Here is a 24,006-nt window from a genome sequence, read left to right on the forward strand (position 1 = left end):
CGCCGGGGGCGGGCGGAGGCGGAGGCGGGGCAGGAGGAGGCGGGCCGGGGGGTACGCCCGCGAGTACGCCGCCCAAGGGGCCCTGGTGGCGTTCCGTACCCGGGCTCGTCACCGCGCTGGTGGCGGTGGCCGCCGCCGTGGTCCTGGCCGTGGTGCTGACCAGGCCGAGCGGCACGTCCACCTCCGCGGACGGCGAGGTGTTCCTGCAGCCCGCCGCGGCTTCCGGGCCGGACCCGTTCACCGAGTCCACGGCCGCCGAGGAGGCCACGCCGCCGCCGGAGAGCCCACCGCCCTCCACCAGCCCCACGAAGCCGCAGCCCGACGGGACCAGGCCCACCGGGCCCACCGGGACGCGCAGCGTCAGCGGGTCCTCGCCCGGCCTGTACGGCGGCACCAAGGACCTCGCCAGCTGCGACGTGGAGAAACAAGTCAGGGTGCTCACGGCGCAGCCCGCCAAGAGCGCCGCCTTCGCCTCGGCACTCGGCATCCAGCCGGCCTCCGTACCCGCCTACCTGCGCTCCCTCACGCCGGTGCAGCTGCGCATGGACACCCGGGTCACCAATCACGGCTACCGGGACGGCGAGGCCACCGGCTACCAGGCCGTGCTCCAGGCCGGGACGGCCGTGCTCGTCGACGACCGGGGGGTGCCGCGGGTGCGCTGCGCGTGCGGGAACCCCCTCGGGCCGCCGGTGGCCCTCAAGGCCAATCCGAAGCGCTTCGGGCAGGTGTGGAATTCGTACCGGCCCACGCAGGTGGTGGTGATCGCCCCGTCCGTGACCGTCGTCAACAAGTTCGTGATCTACGACCACCACGACCGGACCTGGTACGAGCGCGACCGCGGCGACCATCAGGTCAAGCACGACAAGCCGGTGCCGCCGCCCGTGATCCCGCCGCCGCCGTCGCCGCCCTCGCCGTCCGATTCCGGTTCGAGCTCGCCGTCGGAGTCCGCCTCCTCGTCGCCCCTGCGACCGGTGGCCCCGTCGTCTCCCCCCGTCTCGTCCTCGTCCCCCTCGTCTCCGTCGTCCCCCGCCTACCCGTCGGAAGAGTCCTCCGCACCGTCGGCGGCGGCCCCCGAGTCCGCGCCGGGGTCCTCCTCCTCGCCGCCGTCCGCGCCGCGGGCGGTCCCGGAGGCTCCCGTGGCCGAGCCGTCGCCCGATACGGGGACGGCTACTTCGCCGTCCCCGTAGGGGTGCGCCCGGATCGCGGTCAATTCCTCAGGGAGCAGAGCTTGTCGAAGGAGCTCGTGGCGCCCGCCAGGAAGCTCTGCCCGTAGGCGGCCTCGGTGGCCTCGTCCGCCGGCTACGCCGCGCGCCGACGCAGGCGGATCAACGACAAGCAGGTCCGCGCGCCGAAGGGCAGTCAGCCGCGGAGGGGCCCGGCGGCCGACTGCCCGAGGACGGCGGGGAGAGGCGTTCCCTAGCGGACCCGGCCGTACATGTTCGGGTTGTAGTTCGCGAACGACGAGATGCGTACGTTCTTGCCGGGGCGCGGGGCCTCGAGGTACTGGCTGTCGCCGAGGTAGATGGCGACGTGGTCGATTCCGGAAGCGCGGCCGTTCGAGGACCAGAAGACCAGGTCGCCGCGGCGCAGTTCGGAGCGGGCGATCGGGGTGGTGGCCCGGTACTGGTCGTCGGCGACCCGGGGGAGGGAGATGCCGGCGGAGCGGTAGGCGGCCTTCACCAGGCCCGAGCAGTCCCAGCCGTGGGGGCCGTTGCCGCCCCAGACGTACGGGTCGCCGAGGTGGCTCTTGGCGAAGGCGATGGCGCCCTCGGTCCCCTGGCGCAGCGGGGTGCCCGAGCCCGAGCCGCCGGCCTGCCCCGAGGAGCCCGAGGAGCCCGAGGAGCCGGAGGAGCCGGAGGAGCCGGAGGAGTCTGAGCCGCCCGAGCCGCTGCCCGAACGGCCCGTGTTGCGCTCGTACTTGTCCTGGTGGCTGGTCCAGCGCCACCAGCCGGTGGCGTCCTTGTACCAGTAGACGCGGTCCGTCGCGTCCCAGCCCGCGCGACCGCGGAAGGTCGGCTCGGAGGTCCGGGTGGAGGACGTGGACGTGGCGGTCGACTTCGAGGCGGGCTTCGCCGTGGAGGCCTTCTGCCCGGACTTCTCCAGGTACTTGTCGTGGTGCGAGGTCCAGCGCCACCAGCCGGTCTGGTCCTTGTACCAGTACTTCGACCCGTCCCAGCCGGCGTGGGACGGCGCGGGTTCGGCCGACGCGACGCCCGCGCCGGTGCCCGCCAGCAGGGTCGCGCCGACCGCCGCGACCACGGCCCCGCGCAGGGTGCAGCGGCGGCGGGTCGCCCCGCCCGTCAGGGTCGTCGCGGCCCGGGCGCAGCCGGTGCAGTCACAGCTGTCGGGTATGTCCTCGGTGAACTCGGGCGTGCGCATGGGCGGTTCCTCTCCATCGGGGGATACTCAGCGGGCGTCGGCGGCGGGGCCGCTTGCCGTGTAGAAAGCCACGGTCAAGTCCTTGACCAGGGCCTTGCGTTCGTAGTCGTCCAGGCTCACGAGCCCGCGGTCCGACATCCGGTGGACGGTGTCGTCGACCGCGTCGAGGACGGAGGTCAGGACGGAGTCCCGGTGCCGGGCGTCGATCGCGGCGACCCTGCGGCGCTGCATCGCGGCGGCGACCTCGGGCGCGTACTCGACGTGCAGCGGCCGGGCGGAGAAGACCTCGATGCCGACGGCCCGGCACTCCGCGGCGAGCAGCCGGGTCAGTTCGTCGCCCACGGCCTCGGTGTCGCGCAATGTCCCGGGGTCGGCGGGCGCGGGGTCGAAGGAGTCGGCGGGCATCCGGGAGACCACGCGGGCGGTCGCGGATTCCACCTGCCCGCGCAGGTACGCGGTGTGGTCATCGACGGCGAGCACCGCCCGGGCGGTGTCCTTGACCCGCCAGACGACGAGGACGACGGCGCGCAGTGCGGTGCCCTCGGCGTCGACGACGGAGAGCGGCTCGCTGCGCCAGTGCCGCAGCCGTACGTCGACCCGCGCGTGCCGGGCCACGGGGCTGGACCAGATGAGGCCGGTACGGCGGATGGTGCCGCGGTAGCGGCCGAAGAGGCTCAGCGCCCAGGCGTGGCCGGTGCGGCCGCGGCGGAGCCCGCCGAGGGCGGTGAGCGCGAGGGCCGCGCAGCAGACGAGGAGGGCCAGGGGCCAGGCCTCGGCGAGCGCGGGGGAGGGGCGGAGGTCCACGTACCGCACGAGCAGCCCGGCCCCGGTCGCGGCGGCCGCGGCGGCGAGCAGGGCCCACCAGCCGGAGCAGGCCCGCGCCGGGCGTTCGGTGAGCGCGGGATCGAGCACGGGGGGCAGGGTGCGGGGGGTCGTATGGGCGGGGACATGGGCAGGGGTGTGGGCGGGGGTATGGGCGGAGGTATGGGTCTTGGCGGCGCGGACCGGGGAGTGCCGGAGGGTTTCGGGGTCCAGGTCGGGGGCGGCGCGTTCTTCGTCCCGGAAGAGCGGCTCGAGGACGAGGGGGTCGCGGTACGGGCGTATGACGACGCTCCCGTTTCCGGGGGAGCCGCCGGGTGTCCGCCCGGGGCGTTTGCCGGCGCCCCCGCCTTCGGTCGTCGGATTCGGTGCTTGCGACAAGCCACACCCCACACTGCCGGGGGCGCCAAGGCCCCTTTGTGGAGGGACGGCTGACGCCACTAAAGATGATCAAGAATGATCCTCGCGGAATAGCGGAAGACACCTATTCAGTGAAAGTCCCGACAGGCCGGGACTTTGGTCCCTTTCCGTCCCGCCCGCCGAGCGGGCCGCCCCCGCGCGGGTCGCGGTGGCTGCGCTCCGGACCGCGGGAGCGGCCCGGCGGCGGTACCACCGCGCCGGCATCCGGTCCGGGCACGTCGCCCCGGCCTGCGGGGGAGGGGGCCGCGTCCCGGGGCCGACCGGTAGGGGCGGCCCCGCGTGGCGGCCCGTCCGGGCCCGGGCGGTGCCCCGGTGGCCGACCCGGTCAGGGCCCGGGACGCCCGGAGTCGGCGGGCTTCCCCGGCGGGCGAGGGCGGGGGGACGCGAAGAGTGAGACCCTGGCTGCATGGCCGAGAGGGGAGAGAGCCCTCGGGTCGACTGGCCTGCCCAGCCGGACACGAGCCTCGCGCTCAACCGCATGGGCACCTTCGACTGGGACCTCGACAGCGGACAGATGCATCTGGACTCCACCGCCCTCGAGGTCCTCGACCTGCGCCCGGAAGAGTTCAGCGGCACCCCCGCCGGGCTCGGGGCCCGGGTCGCGCCCGGTGAGCAGGCCCGGCTCGACGCGCGCGTCGCGCAGGCCCTCGAGGACGGCCGCAGCCACTACGGGGCGTACTTCCGCAGCCGCCGCCGGGACGGGTCCCCGGCCTGGACGCACATCCAGGGCAGCTTCCTGCGGGACCCGCACGGTCGCGCGTACCGCGTCATCGGGATCCTGCGCGACGCCGCCCACGACCCCGGCGAGCCCGGCGCCGGCGGGGAGCAGGCCGAGGGGCGGCGCCGGATGACCGGCGTGGTGGAGCGGACCACCGCGATCCTCGCGCACGCCCGCACCGTCAACGACGTCACCGACACCCTCAAGGACCCCGAGGCCCTCGGCCACCTCGGCGCGGTCAGCGTCATGCTCGGCATCGTCGACGGCGGCCGGATCCACCTCGTCGCGGAGGGTCAACTGGGCTCGTACGTCCCGGAGATCGAGTACACCCGCATCGACGCACAGTTCCCGATGAGCGAAGCCGTACGGAGCATGCAACCGGTCTTCCTCGTCTCCCGCGAGGAGTTCCAGCACCGCTACCCGCAGTTGTGGCCGTACATCGAGCCGCTGGCCGTGCGCAGCGGCGCGTACCTGCCGCTGATCGCCCAGGGCCGCACCATCGGCGTGCTCGGGCTGCTGTACACACGGGACGGCGATTTCACCGCCGAGGAGCGGAACCTGCTCGTCGCGCTCGGCAGCGGCATCGCGCAGAGCCTGCAGCGGGCCATCCTCTTCGAGCAGGAGCACGACCTCGCCGAGGGCCTCCAGCGGGCCATGCTGCCGCGCCGGATCCCGGAGGTGGCGGGCGCGCGGATCGCCGTACGGTACCGGGCCGCCCGCGTGGGGCGGGACATCGGCGGCGACTGGTACGACGTGATCCCGCTCGGCGGGGGCCGGGTCGGGGTGATGATCGGCGACGTGGAGGGGCACGACACGGACGCCGCCGCCGTCATGGGCCAGCTGCGGATCGTGCTCAGGGCCTACATCGCCGAAGGGCACACGCCGGGCACGGCGCTGGCCCGGGCCTCGGCCTTCCTGCGGGAACTGGAGACGGAACGGTTCGCCACCTGTACGTACGCCGACATCGACCTCACCACCGGCATGGCCCAGCTGGTCCGCGCCGGGCACATGGACCCCGTGGTGCGCCGTGGCGACGGCAGCTGCCACCGGCTCCAGGTGGCGGGCGGGCTGCCCCTCGGGCTCCCGTCGCGCGACCCGCACGGCACCGGCGTCGGCACCGGCACCGGCAACGGGTACCCCGTCACCAGCGTCGAGCTGCACCCGGGCGACACCCTGCTGCTCTGTACGGACGGCCTCATCGAGCGGCCGGGCGCGGCTGCCGATCCCGCTGCCGCCGGCGACGGCGAGACCGGCATGCGCGAGCTCATGGACGCGGTACGCGGCGGCCCCGTCGACGTGGAGGAACTCGCCGACGTCCTGTGCGACCTGGTCGGCGACGCGGGCGGCGGGGACGACATGGCCCTGCTCCTGCTGCGCCGCCGCGGCGCCACCACCCCGCGCGGCGGCGGCCCGCTGCGCCAGCGCCTCCTGCCCGGCGACCCGGACGCCCCGGCGATGGCCCGCCACCTGATCCGGGCCGCCGTGGCGGCGTGGGGCGCGTGGGACCAGGCGGACGAGATCGAGCTCGCGGCGGACGAGCTGATGACCAACGCCCTGGTCCACACGGACGGCGTCGGCCACGTCAGCATGCGGCTGACCTCGGAGGGCCGGATCCGGATCGAGGTCGAGGACACCAGCAGCGCACTGCCGCGCCCCCGCGAGGCGGACGACTGGGCGGTCTCGGGGCGCGGCCTGATGCTGGTGGACCGGCTCGCGGATTCCTGGGGCGTGGAACCCCGGGGCGGCGGGAAGTGCGTGTGGTGCGAGTTCGCCGTCCCGGAGCGCGGCGGCACGTGACCCGGTCAGAGCGCGGCGTACGGTCCCTGCACGGCCTTGGTGGTCTGCAGGGCCGTCAGCTTCCGTACGAAGACGATCGCGAGGACGGCCGCGACGGCGGAGATCAGCCCCGAGACGGCGCAGCCGGTGGCGGCCCCGCGCAGTTCCTCGGCGCCGTCGGCGGATTCGTAGAGCCGGGTGAAGATCCGGTCGGTGCCCTGCGAGACGACGAAGAGCACCCACCAGGCGGTGACGGGTGCGACGGAGACCTTGCGGAAGGAGCCGTCGGGCCCGAACTGGGTGCTGGCGTACCAGGTCTGCTTCGCGACCATGTACGGGATGACGCAGAAGGCGAGGGGGACGAACCAGCCGCCGATGGCCCAGCCGGGAGCCATGGTGAAGCCGTCGGGGCGGAATATCGCGCCGTTCTGGCGGACGCGGTGGAACCAGACGATGAAGACGATTCCCGTGGCGAGCACGGCCAGGACGCCGAAGCCGTCCGGGGTGGCGGCCAGTATGTCGGCCCGGTCGAGCGCCTCCGCCGTGACCTGGGCGGGGTCCGCCAGCAGGTCCGCCATCAGGGAGCGGATGTACAGGTAGGCGCCCGCCGAGCAGAGCGCGAGCACGGCCGAGACCGCGAGCAGTACGGTCAGCGCCACGCTCAGTCCGCGCGGCGAGCGCAGCACGCCCACGGTGACCGGCGGCTGCCATGCGCCGGGCTGTCCTGCGTGGGCCTGCGGCCGCTGCGGCTGAGCCGGGTACGGGTTCGTCGCGTACGGCTGCTGCGGCGGGGACGGCGGTGGGCCGGGCGCGCTGAAGGACATGACGGTGGACCCCCCACGGGAACGTCTGACATGGCACGAGGACCCGCGGACGCGCGGGGCTCCGGTGAACATATGTCAGCCACCGCCCACCGTCCAAAGCATCGCAGCGAACGGTTGGACACGCGCGGACCTGGGCGTTTTCCGCTTCCGCGGCCGTCTCAGAGCCGTACCAGCGTGACCTCGGTGGCCTTCACGCTGGTCCACACCGCGGTCCCGTCGGCGATGCCGAGGTCGGCGGCGGCCTGCGGGGTGATCTCCGCGACCAGGTCGGGCGCCTCGGCCGAGGCGATCAGCACGCGCAGCCGGCTGCCGACCGAGGTGATCTCCCGTACGGTGCCCGGCCAGATGTTGCGGGGGCTGCCGCCCGGGCGGTCCCGGTACACCGACACCGCCTCGGGGGCGATGATGGCGAGCGCCTGCGCCCCCTCGGGCAGCGCCTCGGCCACCACCAGCCGGCCCCCGGCGGCGAGCGCGAGCCCCTCGGCCGACGCCGTGCCGGGCCACGCGTTGCGCCCCAGCATCCGGGCCACCCACGGGGAGCGCGGATGGCGGGTCACCTCGGCGGGCGGGGCGTCCTGGAGGGCCTGACCGTCGGAGAGTACGAGGACCCGGTCGGCCAGGGACACGGCCTCGACGGGGTCGTGGGTGACGATGAGGCAGACGCCGCCGAAGTCGGCCAGGTGCGTGCGCAGGGTGTGCCGGACGTGGGCCCGCGTCGTCTGGTCCAGGGCGGCGAGCGGCTCGTCCAGCAGCAGCAGCCGGGGCCGGGCGGCCAGCGCCCTGGCCAGCGCCACCCGTTGCGCCTGCCCGCCGGACAGCTCGGCGGGCCTGCGGTGGGCGAGGTGCCCGACCCCGAGCCGGTCCAGCCAGGCCTGAGCCTCGCGGCGGGCCTCGGCGCGCGGCACCCGGCGGGCGCGCAGCCCGTACGTGGTGTTGGCCAGGGCGCTCAGGTGCGGGAACAGTGCGCCGTCCTGCGGGACCCAGGCGACCTGCCGCTTGTGCGGGGGCAGTTCGGTCACGTCGGCGTCGCCGAGCCGGAGGGTGGCGTGGGCGCGCGGGGTGAGGCCGAGCAGCGCGCGCAGCAGGGTGGTCTTGCCGGCGCCGTTCTCGCCGACGACGGCGATGGTGGTGCCGGGTTCGGCGTCCAGGGTGAGCCGGTTGAAGCCGGTCACCTCGGCGTGCAGGGGCCACTGTCCGGCGTGGGGCGCCGTCGCGGTGCCGGGAGGATCGGCTTCGGGCGCCGGCCCCGGCGCCGCGGACTCCTCCATGGGCTCCGCGGACTCCTCCGTCGGCTTCGCCGCGTTCGCTTCAACGGCCTTCGCGGCGACGGGAGTGCCCGTCCACCGTCCGCGCAGGGCGATCAGTACGCCCATGGCGATGGCGAGCAGCAGCAGGGACACGGAGGTGGCGGCCTCCGGCTGGTCCTGGAGCAGCAGATAGACCTGGAGCGGCAGCGTCTGGGTGGTGCCGGGCAGGTTCCCGGCGAAGGTGATGGTCGCACCGAACTCGCCCAGCGCCCGGGCCCAGGTGAGCGCGGCGCCCGCGATCAGCCCCGGGGCCACCATGGGCAGGGTGACCGTGAAGAACACGCGTACCGGTGAGGCGCCGAGGGAGCCCGCGGTCTCCTCGTAGCTCGGCTTGAGGCCGCCGAGCGCACCCTCCAGGCTGATGACGAGGAACGGCATCGCGACGAACGTGGCCGCGACGACGGCTCCCGAGGTGTGGAAGGGCAGGGTGATGCCGAAGCTGTCCTCCAGCCACGGCCCGAGCAGTCCGCGCCGGCCGAAGCCGAGCAGCAGGGCCACACCGCCGACGGTCGGCGGCAGCACCATCGGGAGCAGCACCAGCGAGCGGACGAGCGCCTTGCCCCGGAAGTCGACGCGGGCCAGCAGCCAGGCGAGCGGCACGCCGAGGACGAGGGAGAGGCCGAGTGCCCAACAGGACACCAGCAGCGACAGCTTGAGGGCCTGGACCACGCCGGGGCTGGTGAGGTGGGTGCCGAGCTCGCTCCACCGGGTCCGGGTGAGGATGCCGACCAGGGGCAGCAGCAGGAACGCCACGGCGAGCAGGGCGGGGAGCGCCAGCGTGACGGGGGTTCGGGTGCGCGTTCGGGTGCGGCGGGTGCGAAGTCTGCTCATGAGGCGATCCTGGCGGGAGAAGCTGTGACGGCGGGGATGCGGCGGGACCGGGATGCGGCGGGACCGGGATGCGGCGGGCCGGATGTCCGGAGCGGATGCGACGCCGAAAGGGACTGCCCGTCCCCCCGGACCGGGCAGTCCCTCTCCGTGTGCGGCAGCCGCAGCCGGCCCGGCGGCGGCTACGCCTTCTGGAAGCCCGCGTCCTGGAGGATCTTCTGGGCCTCGGCGGTGCTCAGCCAGGCCACGAACGCGGCGGCGGCCTCGGCGTTCTTGGACGCCTTGAGCGTGGCGGCGGGGTAGGAGGCCACGGCGTTCTGGGCGTCGGGGATCTCCACGTTGACGACCTTGTCCCCGGACTTCGCGGAATCGGTCTCGTAGACCAGGCCCGCGTCGGCCTCGCCCAGTTCGACCTTGCTCAGCACGGCGCGGACGTTCGGCTCCTGGGAGACCGGCTTCACCTCGACCTTCTGGGCGTCGAGGATCTGCTTGCTGTAGCGGCCGACCGGGACCTCGGGCGCGGCGAGCACGACCTTGATCTTGCTGTCGGCCAGGTCCTTCAGCTCGTCGATCTTGAACGGGTTGCCCTTGCCGGTCGCGATCACCAGGCGGTTCCTGGCGATGACGGAGGCGTCGTTGGTGTCGGCCTTGAGGCCGTCCATCGTCTTGGTGTCGGCGGTGACCAGCGCGTCGGCGGGGGCCCCCTGCTTGACCTGGGCGGCGAGCTCCTGCGAACCGGCGAAGGAGAAGGTGACCTTGGTGCCCGGGTGCGCCTTCTCGTACGCGGCGCCGACGGTCTTGAAGACGTCGGTGAGGGAGGACGCGGCGAGGACGGTGAGGTTCGCGGCCTTGGGCGCGGCGGAGGCGGCCGCCGAGGGGGCCGCGTCGGCCTTCACGTCGTTGTCGCCGTCACTGCTGCCGCAGGCGGACAGGACGGGCACGAGCAGGGCGGCGGCGGTCAGGGCGGCGGCAGCGGTGCGGCGGCGCTTGAGGATCATCGGGGACATGAGCGGGTGCTCCTCGGTCGGGTCGGCGGCCGGCCGGGTGCCGGGTCCGCGCGGTGTGACCCGCGCCGGTGACGGGCGGAGCGGGTGGGCGGGGCTGAGCGGGTGGTGCGGGCGGTGTGGCTGGTCTGACTGGGTCAGGTGCGGTCGATGTGCACGCCGGTCGACTTCTGGATCTCGGCCTGGGCGGAGACGCCCTCGGTGTCGGCGGGCTGCCCGTCCGGTGGTGGAGGACTGCACGTGCGACAAGGTAGGGGCACGTGTCCCGCATTTGCAATTCTCTTGGGATGATCTACATGGCAGATGCCAGGCCATTTGTCGCAACCACCAAAATGCGTGCCGTCCCGCGTGGCCGCTCTCGCTAGAGTCGGGGTATGGCTGATGAGGGAACAGGGACGGGACCAGCGACGGGAACGGGCGCCGGAAGCGCTCGCGTGGACGCCTGGATCTGGTCGGTCCGCCTGACGAAGACCAGGGCGATCGCGGCCGGCGCGTGTCGCGCGGGCCATGTGAAGGTCAACGGCGAACGGGCGAAGCCGGCGCAGCTGGTCCGTGCCGGGGACGAGGTACGGCTCTTCCACGCGGGGCGGGAACGCGTCGTGGTGGTCAAGCGCCCGGTGGCGAAGCGGGTCGGCCCCCCGGTCGCGGCGGAGTGCCTGATCGACAACAGCCCCCCGCCGCCGACCCCGGTCGAGGCGGCGGTGGTGGGCATCCGCGACCGCGGCGCGGGCCGCCCGACGAAGCGCGAACGCCGCGAGATCGAAACCCTGCGCGGCCGCTAGGCCTACTGGCTCGGGCGGGGCCGGGCCAGGCCGGGCCGGGCCGGCCCGAGCTCGGCCGGCCCCGGCCGGTCAGGCCTTGCGGTACGTGGAGGCTTCGACCGCCGCGGCGAGGACCATGTCCAGGGGCGCGCCGGCGGAGGCCGTGACCGTGGCCGAAACCGCGCCCTCGACGAAGGGCGCGTCCGCCAGGCGGGCGCCCTCCGGGAGGTCGCCGTCCAGCAGCAGCGCCTTCACCGTGAGCACCGAGCTGCCGAGGTCCACCAGGAGGACCACCCCCGCACCCTGGTCCACCGAACGCACCGCCGCCACGATCAGTTCCGCGCTCGTGCCCAGACCGCCGTCGGCCGTGCCGCCCGCCGCGGCGACCGGGGCCACCGGACCTCCCGCCGCCAGGCCGCGGGCCAGTTCCGCCACCGACTCGGCCACGGCCGCGCTGTGCGAGACCAGCACGATGCCCACGGCCGCGGTCATGCGCCCGCCCCGGGAGCGTCCGCCGCGTCCGCCACGTCCGCCAGCGCCCCCAGCAGCAGCGCCGCCGACGTCGCCCCCGGATCCTGGTGGCCGATGCTCCGCTCGCCCAGATAGCTGGCCCGCCCCTTGCGCGCCTGCATCGGCACCGTGGCCCGGGCGCCGTTCTCCGCCGCCTCCCCGGCCGCGCGGTAGGAGGTGCTCAGCGCCGCCACCCCCGGTACCAGCGCGTCCAGCATCGTCTTGTCCCCCGGAGCCGCGCCGCCCAGCTGCGCCACCGCGCCCACCCCCACGTACAGGGCCTTGCGCAGATCGTCGTCGGAGACCTCGGCGGCTTCCCCGAGCTCCTTGCCCGTACGCCGCAGGAGAGTCCCGTACAGCGGTCCGGACGCCCCGCCGACCGTGGAGATCAGCGTCCGTCCCGCCAGTTGCAGGACCGCCCCCGGCGCCGCCGGAGCCTCCCCTTCCAGGGCGGCCCGTACCGCGGTGAACCCTCGTAGGAGGTTGCTTCCGTGGTCGGCGTCCCCGATGGGGGAGTCGAGCTCGGTCAGCCGGTCCGCCTCCCGCTCCACCACCTCCGTGGCGGCCGTCATCCAGCGCCGGAAGAAGTCTGCGTCACGCACCGGATCTCCTCGCCTCGCCCGGCCGCGGCCGGTCGCCGGGCCCCATGGTCACCATACGGTCACCGGCCCCAGCGCAGCGCGACGGTCTGGACGGGCGCGTCCCACAGCCGCAGCAGCTCCTCGTCGACCCGGCACGACGTCACCGAACATCCCGCCATGTCAAGCGACGTGACGTAGTTGCCCACGAGCGTCCGCGCCACCGGCACACCCCGCTCGGCCAGGATCCGCGCCACCTCCGCGTGGAACCCGTACAGCTCCAGCAGCGGCGTCGCCCCCATCCCGTTGACGAGCGCGAGCACCGGCCCGCGCGCCGGGCCGACCTCCGCCAGCTCCTCCAGTACGGCGTCCACCGCGATCTCCGCGATCTCCCGGGCCGGCATCATCGCGCGCCGCTCCCGGCCGGGCTCGCCGTGGATCCCGACCCCCAACTCCAGCTGCCGGTCCGGGAGATCGAAGGTCGGACTGCCCTTCGCGGCCGTCGTGCACGCGCTCGGCGCCACCCCGAAACCGCGCGAGGAGCCGTTCACCCGCCGGGCGATCGCCGCGACCCGCTCCAGCGGCGCCCCCTCCTCGGCGGCCGCACCCGCGATCTTCTCAACGAACAGCGTGGCGCCGGTGCCGCGCCGGTCGGCTCGCGGGTGTACAGGCTGTCGGTGACTTCCGTAGCCGGGGATGCGGGCCGTTCCCGTACAGCTGTGCGGTATGCACCCCGACTCGTATCCCGGTTTGTGAACGGTCACACAACTCGAAATCCTCCGTACGGCCGCAGGAAGCGAGTCCGGTGGCCGCTCACCGAGCGACTACGTCCGGATGGGAAGCGATGCCAGCCCGCGAACGAGACGGGTGTGCCGCCAGTCCAGGTGGTCGGGCGGTTCGGCAAGCCGGATTCCAGGGAATCGGATCAGTACTGCTCGCAGGGCGATCTCCGCCTCGGCCCTGGCCAGGGGAGCGCCGACACAGCGGTGGATGCCGTGGCCGAAGCTGAGATGGGCTGCGGCGTTCCGGTCGAAGTCGAGCAGGTCGGGCGATGGGAACCGCTCAGGGTCGCGGTTGGCGGCTCCAAGAGCGACCAGCACCGGGACACCGGCGGGGACATCAGTGCCGCCGAGCGTGACGGCTTCGGTGGTGAACCGGAAGGTGGCTGTACTGACAGGGGAATCGAACCGAAGCAGCTCGTCCAGCACGGCTGGCACGTCGTCCGGATTCTTCCGAAGGCGCTCCAGCTCGTCAGGGCGCTGGAGCAGCGCCAGGACGGCGTTGCCGAGGAAGTTGGTGGTGGTCTCGTGCCCGGCGACGAGCAGCAGCACCGCCAGAGAGACCAGCTCCTCCTCGCTCAAGTGGTCGTCTCCGTCGCGAGCCGAGATGAGCCGGTCGAGAAGGGAGTCACCGGGGTGCAGACGCTTGGCAGCGATGAGGCCCGTCATATAGTCCGCCATGGAATCCGAGGCCGCGTCTATGACGTCGGGCTTGCCTGCCGCGAACAGCTCTCCGGACCAGCGCTGGACGTCGGGCCGGTCGCCCCCCGGGACTCCGAGCAGCTCGCAGATCACGATGACCGGCAGCGGCACCGCCAGGCCGGCCACGACGTCGACCCGCTCGCCGACGGGCCACTGATTCAGCAGCTCGTCGGTGACCCGGGCGATGAACGGACGCAGCTCGGTGACGGCCCCTGTCGTGAACGCCTTGGTCACCAGCTTGCGCAGCCGGGTGTGCTGGGGCGGGTCGCTGGCCAGCATGTGGTGCGTCACCGCAGGGTGCAGGCGACGCCGTGACCCCTTGCCCGCGAAGAAGGCGGCCGTGTCCTTTGAAAGCCGAGCATCACCCAGGGCTTCCCTGGCTTCCGCGTAGCCGGTGACCAGGTAGCTGATGTGCCCACCAGAACCGGTGGGGACGGACTGCACCGGGCACGTGCGCCGCATGGCCGCGTATATGGGGTAGGGGTCTTGCAGGAAGCGGGGGTCCTGAGTCGGGTCGGTCATGCCTTCAGCCTCCAGCCAGTTCTGTCTGGTCCTCGTCGGCGACACGCCCAACGCGGTGTGCGGAGGCGTCCGCCACCAGGAGGAGCCACTCCGTGTCCGCGCGGAGGTCCTTGCGGGAGGCGGCTTCCGCCGACGCCAGGGCAACCTCGGCGGCGAACCTGCCAGCCTTCGAGGCGGCCAGCGCTGCCTTTGGGTCAACCGCTACCACATCAAGGTCATCCTCGACGCCCACCAGGACGTATACGGCCCCCGCTTCGGCTCCCGCGGCATCCCAGCCGGACATCAGGTCGATGAGGACGCGCAGGCCGTCCTGACCTGCGGCCGCGCCGAACCATTGGTCTTGGCGGTCCTCGGCGCCTGAGGGCGGGTTCCGGCGGTACTGGTGCCGACCTCTTGCCGCTTCGATGACGACCCGTCAGGCGGCGTGACGACCAAGCACCGCTCACTGTGACGGTAGGGGAGCCGGCCCCGCAGCGACAGGCAGACGGGGTCTCAGGCGCGTGTCCGGAGCGTGGCCCGGCCGGCAGTGCCGGACACCTTGGTGGTGCCGGTGCCGACGGCCCGGAGAACCTACGTCATCGCAGGTCGCAAGGCACGTCTCGTCATCAAGTCACCTACAGGCAACCACCGTTGGGTGGATCCATCTTCAAATCCTGAGCACAAGTTGCATACATTCCCCTCTCCAGACGGGCTCCAGTGGTCTACATTGACCCTGCTTCGCATGCTCGGACACGAGGCGACAAATAGTGATCTAGAGGTCCGGCGTTACGGACAGCCAGCAGTCGCGTCCCCGGCCCCCGACGTGGGGTGATCAAGTCCTGGAGCCCGAGAGGGGGGCCTTGGGTGTGGGGAGCGACCGTCGACGGGTTCCCGCGCGCCTCGAGACTCCGGCAGGACATGCGAATCCGCTGCCTGCCGGGTGGGGTGTTCGAGTAGCGCTGCAATAGCCGGCATGCCATGCACGGGGGGCGGGGGCCTCCCGGAGGAACAGCGCGGCGCGGGGGGCGGGGCCTCCCGATGGGGAGGAACAGTGCGGGGGGCGCGGGCCTCCCGGGGGGAGGAACCGTGTGGAGCGAACACGTCGAGTCCACTGGCGACCTGGGGGGGACCGTGCAGCAGGGGGAAGGGGGATTAGCCAGCCCGTTCTTATCGGCGCGCGGGCGGCCGGTGAACGGGGCAATAGGCCGGCCCGCCATCGACTGGGAACAGCGGTACCGACGTACTGTGATCACCAGCGATACCGTGGCCACCGCCTTGGTGGTGGCGGCGATCGGCGGCTCCTTCGGGGTCCGGGACGCGGCCAACTGGCACGAGAAGTGGAGAATTCTCGCCTTCGGCACCGAGCTGCTGGTGCTGGGAGCGCTTGCGGTGAGCCGGTCGTGGGCTCCGGCCGTGCTCGGCCAGGGCGCCGAGGAATTCCGCCGGCTCGGCCGCTCACTGTTCACGGCGGCCGTCGTACTGGCGCTCGGCGGGATCGCCCTCACCTCGCACAACATCAAGCTCTGGATCTTCGTCGCGATCCCGGCGATCGCGCTCATCACCATGACCGAGCGGTATCTGCTGCGCCTCTGGCTGCACAAACAGCGGAAAGAAGGACGGTGCCTGCGCCCGGTGCTCGCTGCCGGGAGCCTGGACACCGTGCGCGACCTGATCACCCGAACCCGCAAGTTCCCGCACCTCGGCTGGCGGGTCGAGGCGGTGTGCACGCCGGATGGGCTCGGGCTCGACGGTGACCGACTGGACGGAGTGCCGGTCGTCGGCCGACTGACGGCGGTCGCGGGCCACGTGCGCCGCGACGGCTACCGAGTCGTCGCGGTCACACCGGACCCGCACTGGTCACCCGACCGGTTGCAGCGGCTGGCCTGGAACCTCGAAGGCAGCGATGCCGAGATGGTCGTGGCCCCCGTGCTGATGGAGGTGGCCGGCCCACGGCTGCACGTCGACGCGGTGCTCGGGATCCCGCTGCTGCGGGTCAGCATGCCGACCTTCACCGGAGGCCGCCGGGCCGTCAAAGAGGTCGTCGACCGGATGGGCGCGGCGGTCCTGTTGCTGCTGTTCGCGCCGCTGATGGTGCTCGTCGGGCTGATCGTGCTGGCGGACAGTCGGGGTGGGGCGTTCTACCGCCAGTGCAGGGTCGGCAAGGACGGCCGCGAGTTCACCATTTTCAAGTTCCGCACCATGGTCGCCGGGGCCTGCGGGGCACGTGCCGAGCTGGCCGACCGCAACGAGGGCGCCGGCCCGCTGTTCAAGCTCCGCCGGGATCCGCGGGTGACCCGGGTGGGAGCGATGCTGCGCCGGTACTCGATCGACGAGCTGCCACAGCTTTTCAACGTGCTCACCGGATCGATGTCGCTCGTCGGTCCGCGGCCTCCGTTGCCGGAGGAGTCCGCTGCGTACGACCCGGACATCCGGCGGCGGCTGCTGGTCAAGCCCGGGCTCACCGGCCTCTGGCAGATCAGCGGACGCAGCGACCTGCCGTGGGAGGAGGCGGTCCGGCTGGACCTGCGGTACGTGGAGGACTGGTCGCTCGCCCTCGACACAGTGATTTTGTGGAAGACCCTGCGTGCGGTGCTTCAGGGGCAGGGGGCCTACTGACGCGCGGGGGGCGTCGTCCGGTCGGCTCGCGGATGGCAGGTCACAAGGGCCTGCCTGGGGGGAGGAACGGGTTATGAGAGTCAGCGTCTTAGGACTCGGCTATGTGGGCTGTGTGTCGGCCGCATGCCTGGCCAGCCTGGGTCACGAGGTCATCGGGGTGGACGTGAACCAGGTGAAGGTCGACCTGGTCAACGACGGCAAGGCCCCGGTGGTCGAAGAGCGGATCGGCGAGCTCATCGCCGAGGTCGTGCGGGCCGGAGCGTTACGCGCTACCGGCGACGTCCGCGAGGCGATCATGGGCAGCGAGGTGTCGCTGGTCTGCGTGGGCACGCCGTCGGAGCCCAACGGCAGCCTGTGCACCACGTACCTGGAGCGGGTCACCGAGCAGATCGGTGCCGCGGTGGCCGAGCGGGGTGGGCGGCAGACCGTCGTGTTCCGCAGCACCATGCTCCCGGGCACCTGCCTGAACCTGCTGGTACCGATCCTGGAGAAGTACGTCGGCGGCACGGCCGGAGTGGACATCGGGGTCGCGGTCAACCCGGAGTTCCTGCGCGAGGGCACGAGCGTGCAGGACTTCTTCGACCCGCCCAAGACCGTCATCGGCGAGCTCGACCCGGCAAGCGGCGACGTGGTGGCGGCGCTGTACGACGGATTGCCCGGCGAAGTGTTCCGGGTGCCGATCCCGACGGCCGAGGCGATCAAGTATGCGGACAACGCGTTCCACGGCCTCAAGATCGGCTTCGCGAACGAGCTGGGCTCGGTCTGCCAGGCGCTCGGGGTGGACTCGCACCAGGTGATGGACGTGTTCCTTGCCGACCGCAAGCTGAACATCAGCTCCGCCTACCTGCGGCCCGGATTCGCCTTCGGCGGCTCCTGCCTGCCCAAGGACTTACGCAGCCTGGTCCACGCGGCGCGGCGGGCCGACGTCTCGGTGCCCATCCTCGCCCACGTGCTGCCCTCCAACTCCGAACACCTGCAGCGCGCGGTGGAGCTGGTCGAGCGCACCGGGAAACGTCGGGTGGGCCTGTTCGGGTTGTCCTTCAAACCCGGCACCGACGACCTCCGCGAGAGCCCGCTCGTCGAGCTGGCGGAGAGGCTCTTCGGCAAGGGTTACGACCTGCGGATCTACGACCCCAACGTGAACCTCTCCCGGCTGCTCGGCGCGAACCGCGAGTACATCGAGACCCGGCTGCCGCACCTCGCGCAGCTGCTCGCGGAGTCTGTCGGCGAGGTGCTCGAACATGCAGAGGTGTGCCTGGTCGGGACCAAGGACCCGGCCGTGCTGTCGGCGCTGCCCCATGGCGCCAGCCCGGTGATCGTCGACCTCATCCGCCTTCCCGACGCCGAGGCGCGCCGGGCCGAACCGGGGTACATGGGCCTTGCTTGGTGACACGTCGTTTGATGACACGGCCAGCGGCGACGGGGCGACCCGTCGCGCGCTGATCCTGGTGGAGAACCTGTCGGTGCCGTTCGACCGGCGGGTGTGGCAGGAGTGCACGACGCTGCGCGACGCGGGCTGGACGGTGCACGTCATCTGTCCCCGAGGGGAAAAGCGGGACACGGAACCGGAGGCGGAGATCGACGGGGTGCGGATCCACCGCTACCCGTTGCGCGCGGCCACCGGAGGGCCGGCCGGCTACCTGCAGGAGTACGGATCGGCGTTGTGGCATACGGTCCGGCTGGCCCGCAAGGTCGGCCCGGTCGACGTGGTCCACGCCTGCAATCCGCCGGACCTGCTGTTCCTGCCGGCACTGTGGCTGAAGCGGCGCGGGGCGCGGTTCGTCTTCGACCAGCACGACCTGGTACCCGAGCTGTACCTCTCCCGGTTCGACCGCGGCGAGGATCTGCTCTACCGCGCCGTGTGCGCGCTGGAACGGCGGACCTACCGGGCCGCCGACGTCGTGCTCGCCACGAACGAGAGCTACCGGGACGTCGCGCTGCGCCGAGGCGGTCGGCGACCGGCGGACGTCTTCGTGGTGCGCAGCGCGCCCGACACCGACCGGTTCCAGCCGGTACCGCCCGAGCCGGAGCTGAAGCGCGGCAAGCCCCATCTGCTGTGTTACCTCGGCGTCATGGGCCCGCAGGACGGCGTCGACTACGCCTTGCGGGCCCTCGCGAAGCTGCGCGACGAGCTCGGGCGGACCGACTGGCACGCGGTGTTCGTCGGCGCCGGCGACACCTTCGACGCGATGGTGGAACTGTCCCGGCGGCTCGGGCTCTCGGAGCAGGTGCAGTTCACCGGGCGCATCCCGGACGCCGACCTGGTGCGCTACCTGTCCACCGCGGACGTGTGCCTTTCACCCGACCCGCACAATCCGCTCAACGACGTGTCGACCATGAACAAGGTCCTGGAGTACATGGTGATGGGCCGGCCGATCGTCTCGTTCGACCTCCGGGAGGCGCGAGTCTCCGCCGCAGACGCCGCCGTCTACGCGCCCGCCAACGACGAGGCCGAGTTCGCCAAGCTCATCGCGCTGCTGCTGGACGATCCGGAGAAGCGGGCCCGGATGGGCAAGATCGGCCAGGAGCGGATCAGCGGACCGCTCTCCTGGAAGAACTCGCAAGCGTCGCTGCTCGCCGCCTACGCCGCGGCCTGCCGTGACCACGCTCCGGTGTCGGCGGCCGAACGGGACGGGCAGGGGGGAGACCGCGCCGTTGAGCGATGACACGATACGCCTGGTCACGATCGGCCGGATCATCCGTCGGCGCTGGCGACTCCTCACCATCCTCGCCGTGGTGGGTGCGCTCGTCGGCTACGGCACCTCTTTGCTGATTCCGCCGAGTTACACGACGTCGGCATCGGTACTGCTGCCGGGGGCGTGGCAGGAGCGCGAACTGCTGACCCAGGCGGAGATCGCGACCAGTTCGGTGGTGCTCGACCGCGCGGCCGCCACGCTCGGCTGGACCGGGGTCAGCCGCAGCGAGCTGCGGGATCGGGTGAGCGCCAAGGCCGCCGACGGGAACATCATCAAGATCTCGGGTACGGCCGACACCCCGGAGCGCGCACAGCGACTCTCCGACCAGGTGGCCCAGCAGTTCGTCACGTTCGCCGCGCGGATCGCAGGCGCCAACACCGACCCCGAAGCGGCGGCGCAGCCCGAGGCACTGCGGCAGATGGTGGTGCAGACCAGCCGCCGCATCACCGACCTGGCCGAGGCGGCCGATCCGGGGCAGACCGTGGAGAGCGTACAGACCCGCACCGAGCTCGCGAAGCTGCGCACCGCGCTGCAGGAGGCCGTCAAGAAGCTGGACCAGGCCGACCCGACTGCCAACAAGGCCAACATGGTCGTCATGGGGCCGGCGGCCCGGCCGGTCGGCGAGGCACCGCCGACGAGGATGCAGCTCATCGTCGCCGGGGCGCTGCTGTTCTTCCTGCTCGCCGTCATCGGCCATCTCGCCGCCGCACGGATGAGCCGCCGACTGCGCACCGAACCGGAGATCGCCGCGGCGCTGGGCTCGGCGCTGCTGGGTACCGTCGACGTACCTGGTGAACGGCCCGCGCACCGGCCGGAAGGCCGTGGCCCCTGGGCCCGGATCCGCCGGCTGCTCGGCGTCGACATCCGGTGGGACGTACCGACCCCGCAGACCTCCGGCGACGAGGCCGGCCGGCAGATCCGCTACCGGCGGGTGTGCGCCCGCCTCCGGGACCGGCTGTCGGCCCCCCGGCGGCTGCTGGTTGTCGTCCCGGACGGCGACGAGATCGCCCGCAGGGCCGCCGGGCAGCTCGTCGCCGAGGCCGATGGCGATCCGCTGCTGCAGGTGGTGGGGGTTTCGGTGTCCCGGCCGCTGGTGCCGGACCGCGACAACGAGTCCGGTGTCCTGGTCGTGCTCAGCGCGGGCAGCTGGACCGCAGGGGAGCTCGCCGGCATCGCCGAGGCGTGTGCGGACGCCAAGCAGGAGGTCGTCGGCATCGTCCTCGCCGACATGGTCCGGGCGCGTCCGACGCGGTCCGCCGGCCGTCCGGCGGACGGCACCACGCCGGCGATCGCGGTAGGCGACGACGCGGCGGGAGGTGCAGTGTGACGACGAGCACGGCTTCGGAGCCGTCGGCCGCCGCTCCGCTGCTGGACCTGCAGGCGCTGGTGGTCGCGGTGCGCAGGCGCCGCCGCCTCTGGTGCTCCATGGCGCTGTTGGGGCTGCTCGTCGGCGCGGCGCTGGCGGTCCTCATGCCGCCGCCGCCGACCGCGGTGACCAAAGTGCTGGTCGCGCATCAGGCGGACCAGCCGAACGACCCCGGAACGCTGATCCGCACCGACGCCGCGCTGCTGCACACCACGCGGATCGCGAGTCGAGCCCTGCAGTCCCTCGGGTCCCCGGAAGAACCGGAGGACTTCATGCAGGACTACGGGGGCATCGGCCTGACCAACAACCTGCTGCAGATCAATGTGACGGGTGACAGCGACGCGGAAGCGGTGGCCCGAGCCAAGGCGCTGGCCGATGCGTTCGTCGCGGACCACGTGAAGCGGATACAGGAAGCCGCGGACGCCGAGGCCAAGACCCTGCTCGACCAGCGTGACCGCATGCGGGACGAACTCGCCCAGGTCAACAAGGCGATCGGAGACGCATCGCCGGGGAGCGGGCCGAAGGCGTCGGCGAACATGGAGTCGCTCTTCGCCCGCCGGGCCGAGCTCACCTCGCGGATCACCGATTTCGGCCAGCGCGCCGCGGAGGCGCGCATCGGCACGCCCCAGCTCATCGCCGGCACACAGATCGTGGACGCCCCGCGCGCGGTGCGGCACTCCCTGCCCAGGACCGCTGTCACCAACGCCGGGATCGGGCTCGTCCTCGGGCTCGTCCTCGGGCTCGCGGTGGCCGCGGTCGGCGCGGTGGTGGCGGACCGCCCCGTGCTGCGCCGGGAGATCGCGGCGAACCTCGGCGCCTCGGTCATCGCGGAGCTGCGCCGCACGCCCCGCCGGCCGGCCGGGCCGTGGCAGCGCCGACGGACCCGGGCGGCACGGACAAGGCTCACCACGACCCTGGCCCGCACCGTGCGCGGCTCCGCGGAACCGGTGTCGCTGCTGGAACTGGGCTGTGCGCGCAGCACGAGTGTGATCGCCCTGGACCTCGCCGGTGCACTGGAGGAGGAGGGGCCGGTGGTGATCATCGATGGTCTGCCCGGCCTGCGGCTCGCCAACCGCCGCCCGAAGCCGGGAGACCCCACCGTGGTCAGCGGCGAGCGTGCCGCGGCCGTGTCGGATCAGGAACGCCGGCTCGGCGTCGGCTCGGTGGCGCCCGGCGCGGCGTGGACCGACCTCCAGTACCTCGGTACGCGGACCGTGCTCGTCGTGCGTGCCGGGCACGGCAGCGCCGCATGGCTGCACACCGTGGCGCGGCAGCTCGCGGACCAGCGCATTGCAGTGATCGGTGTGGTTCTGATCGACCCCGATCCGCGTGACCGGACCGACGGCACCCTGTGGGACGGGCTGCACACCGCGCCGCGCGGCCAGAACGAGCGGCCGGCCCGGCAGAACGGGACGGGCCAGCCGCGGACGGAGCGGCCGTCATGGGCACGAGTCCCGGACATCGACCAGGAAGCGCGGTAGGACATGTGTGGCATCGCAGGCACGTACCGATGGCCGGACGGGAAGGCCGTGACCGACCGGCTCACCGATACCCTCGCCCACCGCGGTCCGGACGGGGCGGGCCGGTACAGCCACCCCGCCGGTGACGGCGAAGTGCACCTCGGGCATCGCCGGCTGGCCATCATCGACCTGTCCGGGACCGGCGCCCAGCCGATGGTCTCGGGCGGCCTCGTCCTGACGTACAACGGCGAGCTGTACAACGCACCCGAGCTGCGCGGCGAACTGGCAGCCGCCGGGGTGCGCTTCCGCGGTACTTCCGACACCGAGGTGCTGCTGGAGGCCTGGCGGCGCTGGGGCGCGGACTGCCTGCCCCGGCTGCGCGGCATGTTCGCGTTCGGGATCTTCGACGAGCGAACCGGTGACCTGGTGCTCGCCCGCGACCAACTCGGCATCAAGCCGCTGTTCCTGCTCCGGCGGGACGGGGGCCTGGTGTTCGCCTCCGAGCTCAAGGCGCTCGCCGCCGCCACCGGCGGATCGCTGGAGGTGGACCATGCGGCGCTGGTGGCCTCACTGCTGTACTACTGGGTACCGGACTCGCGCTGCGCGCTGCGCGAGGCGGAGAAGCTGCCGCCGGGGAGCTGGCTCCGGTGCCGGCCCGACGGCCGGGTGGAGCGCGGCCGGTTCTGGAACCTCCGGGACGTCGCCGCCGAGGGCCAGGAGCGGGCCCGGAGCGGCGAGCGGCCGGATGTCGCCGCCATCGTCGAGGAGTCGACCCGACGCCACCTGCTCTCCGACGTACCCGTGGCGACCTTCCTCTCCGGCGGTCTCGACTCCAGCTACCTGACCGCGCTGGCGGCCCGCGACCACCCAGGGATCTCCGCTTACACGATCGGGTTCCGCGCCGAGGACGCCAAGTTCGAGGCGATGCCTGACGACCTTCGCTACGCCCGGCAGGTGGCCGAGCGGTTCGGCGTCGACCTGCACGAGATCGAGATCGCTCCGAACGTGCTCGACCTGCTGCCGCGGATGACGTACCACCTGGACGAGCCGATCGGCGACCCCGCCGCGATCAACACCTTCCTGATCTGCTCGGCCGCCCGGGAGGCCGGGGTCAAGGTGATGCTCTCGGGGATGGGCGCGGACGAACTGTTCGCCGGTTACCGCAAGCACCTGGCCAACCTGCTCGCGCTGCGCTACCAGCGCGTCCCGCGGCCCCTGCGGCGCGGCCTGTCCAGGGCCGTGGACCGGCTGCCGGTCGCCACGGCCCGCCGCGGGTACCGGTCGGTGCGGTTCGCGAAGCGCTTCCTCTCCTTCGCCGATCTGCCGGAGGAGACCGCGTTCCGGCGCAGCTACACCATGTACGACCAGGACGAACTGCTCGCCCTGGTCAATCCGGACTTGGCCGGGACGGTCGAGGACGTGCTGACCGAGCACGCAGACGTCTACCACGACAACGACCTCGACGACTTCGTCAACCGCATGTGCCTGGGCGACGCACGGATGTTCCTGCCGGGCCTGAACCTCGCTTACACGGACCGGTCGAGCATGGCCGCGTCGACCGAGGTGCGGGTGCCGTACGTGGACGTCGAGGTGGTCAAGGCGGCGTTCGCCGTGCCCGGCGATCGCAAGATCGTCGGGCGCCAGGGCAAGGCCGTCCTCAAGCAGGCGGCCACCTCGATCCTGCCCCGGGAGATCGTGTACAGGCCCAAGGGCCTGTTCAGCGCCCCGCTGCGCGCCTGGATGAGCCGGGATCTGGCACCGCTGGTGCGCGAGGTGGTGCACGACGGGGTGCTCGTCAACTCCGGGTTCCTGCGCCGCGACGCGCTGGCGCGCATGGTCGCCGAGGACGCCGCCGGGCAGCGGGACTTCTCCAAGCATCTCTGGCACGTGCTGACCCTCGAGTACTGGTACCGCGGCGCGACCTCTGGCTCCGGCCAGAGCACTGACTTGACGGCGTAGAAC

Annotated in this window: 17 protein-coding genes and 2 pseudogenes; 10 read left to right on the forward strand and 9 right to left on the reverse strand. The window is 72.7% G+C overall.

Annotated elements, in window-relative coordinates; all coding sequences use genetic code 11:
* Positions 1-1,187 (forward strand): DUF6777 domain-containing protein (locus ACFWB8_RS25725; RefSeq protein ID WP_385231592.1); only part of this gene is annotated, 1,187 nt, incomplete at its 5' end.
* A 229-nt stretch (positions 1,188-1,416) separates the two neighbouring features.
* On the opposite strand, the gene ACFWB8_RS25730 is transcribed toward ACFWB8_RS25725, so the two are convergent.
* Together ACFWB8_RS25730 and ACFWB8_RS25735 are read right to left on the reverse strand one after the other, a co-directional pair.
* On the reverse strand, positions 1,417-2,379 hold the full coding sequence (locus tag ACFWB8_RS25730) for a C40 family peptidase (RefSeq protein ID WP_385231595.1): 963 nt from the start codon (positions 2,377-2,379) through the stop codon (positions 1,417-1,419).
* Between the two features lie 27 nt (positions 2,380-2,406).
* Positions 2,407-3,579, reverse strand: coding sequence for an SPFH domain-containing protein (locus ACFWB8_RS25735; RefSeq protein WP_385231598.1), 1,173 nt, complete (start codon positions 3,577-3,579; stop codon positions 2,407-2,409).
* 445 nt (positions 3,580-4,024) lie between these two features.
* Here ACFWB8_RS25735 and ACFWB8_RS25740 point away from each other — a divergent pair, with 445 nt between their 5' ends.
* A complete protein-coding gene (locus ACFWB8_RS25740) occupies positions 4,025-6,133 on the forward strand; it encodes a SpoIIE family protein phosphatase (RefSeq protein ID WP_385231601.1) in 2,109 nt (702 codons plus the stop codon).
* 5 nt (positions 6,134-6,138) lie between these two features.
* Here the strand turns inward: ACFWB8_RS25740 and ACFWB8_RS25745 are convergent, their stop codons facing one another.
* From ACFWB8_RS25745 to modA, 3 genes are all read right to left on the reverse strand, one after another.
* Positions 6,139-6,936, reverse strand: coding sequence for a DUF4328 domain-containing protein (locus ACFWB8_RS25745; protein WP_385231604.1), 798 nt, complete (start codon positions 6,934-6,936; stop codon positions 6,139-6,141).
* A gap of 158 nt (positions 6,937-7,094) precedes the next feature.
* Positions 7,095-9,074 (reverse strand): ABC transporter permease, encoded by a 1,980-nt coding sequence (locus ACFWB8_RS25750; RefSeq protein ID WP_385231607.1) that lies wholly within the window; start codon positions 9,072-9,074, stop codon positions 7,095-7,097.
* Positions 9,075-9,253: 179 nt separating this feature from the next.
* Positions 9,254-10,078: a molybdate ABC transporter substrate-binding protein gene (modA, locus tag ACFWB8_RS25755; protein WP_385231609.1), complete on the reverse strand. Its 825-nt coding sequence runs from the start codon at positions 10,076-10,078 to the stop codon at positions 9,254-9,256.
* Between the two features lie 371 nt (positions 10,079-10,449).
* On the opposite strand from modA, the gene ACFWB8_RS25760 reads away from it, so the two are divergent.
* On the forward strand, positions 10,450-10,857 hold the full coding sequence (locus ACFWB8_RS25760) for an RNA-binding S4 domain-containing protein (RefSeq protein WP_385231610.1): 408 nt from the start codon (positions 10,450-10,452) through the stop codon (positions 10,855-10,857).
* 69 nt (positions 10,858-10,926) lie between these two features.
* On the opposite strand, the gene ACFWB8_RS25765 is transcribed toward ACFWB8_RS25760, so the two are convergent.
* The 4 genes and pseudogenes from ACFWB8_RS25765 to ACFWB8_RS25780 form a co-directional block, all read right to left on the reverse strand.
* Positions 10,927-11,328, reverse strand: coding sequence for a PTS-dependent dihydroxyacetone kinase phosphotransferase subunit DhaM (locus tag ACFWB8_RS25765; protein WP_385231613.1), 402 nt, complete (start codon positions 11,326-11,328; stop codon positions 10,927-10,929).
* The gene (dhaL, locus tag ACFWB8_RS25770; protein WP_385231616.1) at positions 11,325-11,948 is read right to left on the reverse strand and encodes a dihydroxyacetone kinase subunit DhaL; all 624 of its coding nucleotides are present in this window, start codon (positions 11,946-11,948) and stop codon (positions 11,325-11,327) included. Before dhaL ends, ACFWB8_RS25765 begins: the two co-directional genes overlap by 4 nt.
* 59 nt (positions 11,949-12,007) lie before the next feature.
* A pseudogene (locus ACFWB8_RS25775) lies at positions 12,008-12,580 on the reverse strand (dihydroxyacetone kinase subunit DhaK); the annotation flags it as partial.
* A 168-nt stretch (positions 12,581-12,748) separates the two neighbouring features.
* Complete coding sequence (locus tag ACFWB8_RS25780) at positions 12,749-13,927, reverse strand: cytochrome P450 (RefSeq protein WP_385231619.1); 1,179 nt, start codon at positions 13,925-13,927, stop codon at positions 12,749-12,751.
* Between ACFWB8_RS25780 and ACFWB8_RS25785 the strand changes: the two genes are divergently transcribed.
* The 7 genes and pseudogenes from ACFWB8_RS25785 (at position 13,926) to asnB (ending at position 24,003) form a co-directional block, all read left to right on the forward strand.
* A complete protein-coding gene (locus ACFWB8_RS25785) occupies positions 13,926-14,288 on the forward strand; it encodes a hypothetical protein (RefSeq protein ID WP_385231622.1) in 363 nt (120 codons plus the stop codon). The two genes, ACFWB8_RS25780 and ACFWB8_RS25785, sit on opposite strands and share 2 nt — an antisense overlap.
* A gap of 749 nt (positions 14,289-15,037) precedes the next feature.
* A complete protein-coding gene (locus ACFWB8_RS25790; RefSeq protein ID WP_385231689.1) occupies positions 15,038-16,522 on the forward strand; it encodes a sugar transferase in 1,485 nt (494 codons plus the stop codon).
* Between the two features lie 73 nt (positions 16,523-16,595).
* On the forward strand, positions 16,596-17,912 hold the full coding sequence (locus ACFWB8_RS25795; RefSeq protein WP_385231625.1) for a nucleotide sugar dehydrogenase: 1,317 nt from the start codon (positions 16,596-16,598) through the stop codon (positions 17,910-17,912).
* Positions 17,902-19,181 (forward strand): annotated as a pseudogene (locus ACFWB8_RS25800) (glycosyltransferase family 4 protein). Before ACFWB8_RS25795 ends, ACFWB8_RS25800 begins: the two are co-directional and overlap by 11 nt.
* Positions 19,178-20,545 (forward strand): Wzz/FepE/Etk N-terminal domain-containing protein, encoded by a 1,368-nt coding sequence (locus ACFWB8_RS25805; protein WP_385231628.1) that lies wholly within the window; start codon positions 19,178-19,180, stop codon positions 20,543-20,545. The pseudogene ACFWB8_RS25800 and the gene ACFWB8_RS25805 overlap by 4 nt, the downstream one beginning before the upstream one ends.
* A complete protein-coding gene (locus tag ACFWB8_RS25810) occupies positions 20,542-22,065 on the forward strand; it encodes a Wzz/FepE/Etk N-terminal domain-containing protein (protein ID WP_385231631.1) in 1,524 nt (507 codons plus the stop codon). Before ACFWB8_RS25805 ends, ACFWB8_RS25810 begins: the two co-directional genes overlap by 4 nt.
* A 3-nt stretch (positions 22,066-22,068) precedes the next feature.
* On the forward strand, positions 22,069-24,003 hold the full coding sequence (gene asnB, locus ACFWB8_RS25815) for an asparagine synthase (glutamine-hydrolyzing) (RefSeq protein ID WP_385231634.1): 1,935 nt from the start codon (positions 22,069-22,071) through the stop codon (positions 24,001-24,003).
* Positions 24,004-24,006 lie beyond the last annotated feature (3 nt).

Source organism: Streptomyces sp. NPDC060031 (assembly GCF_042736805.1).
Lineage (GTDB): Bacteria > Actinomycetota > Actinomycetes > Streptomycetales > Streptomycetaceae > Streptomyces.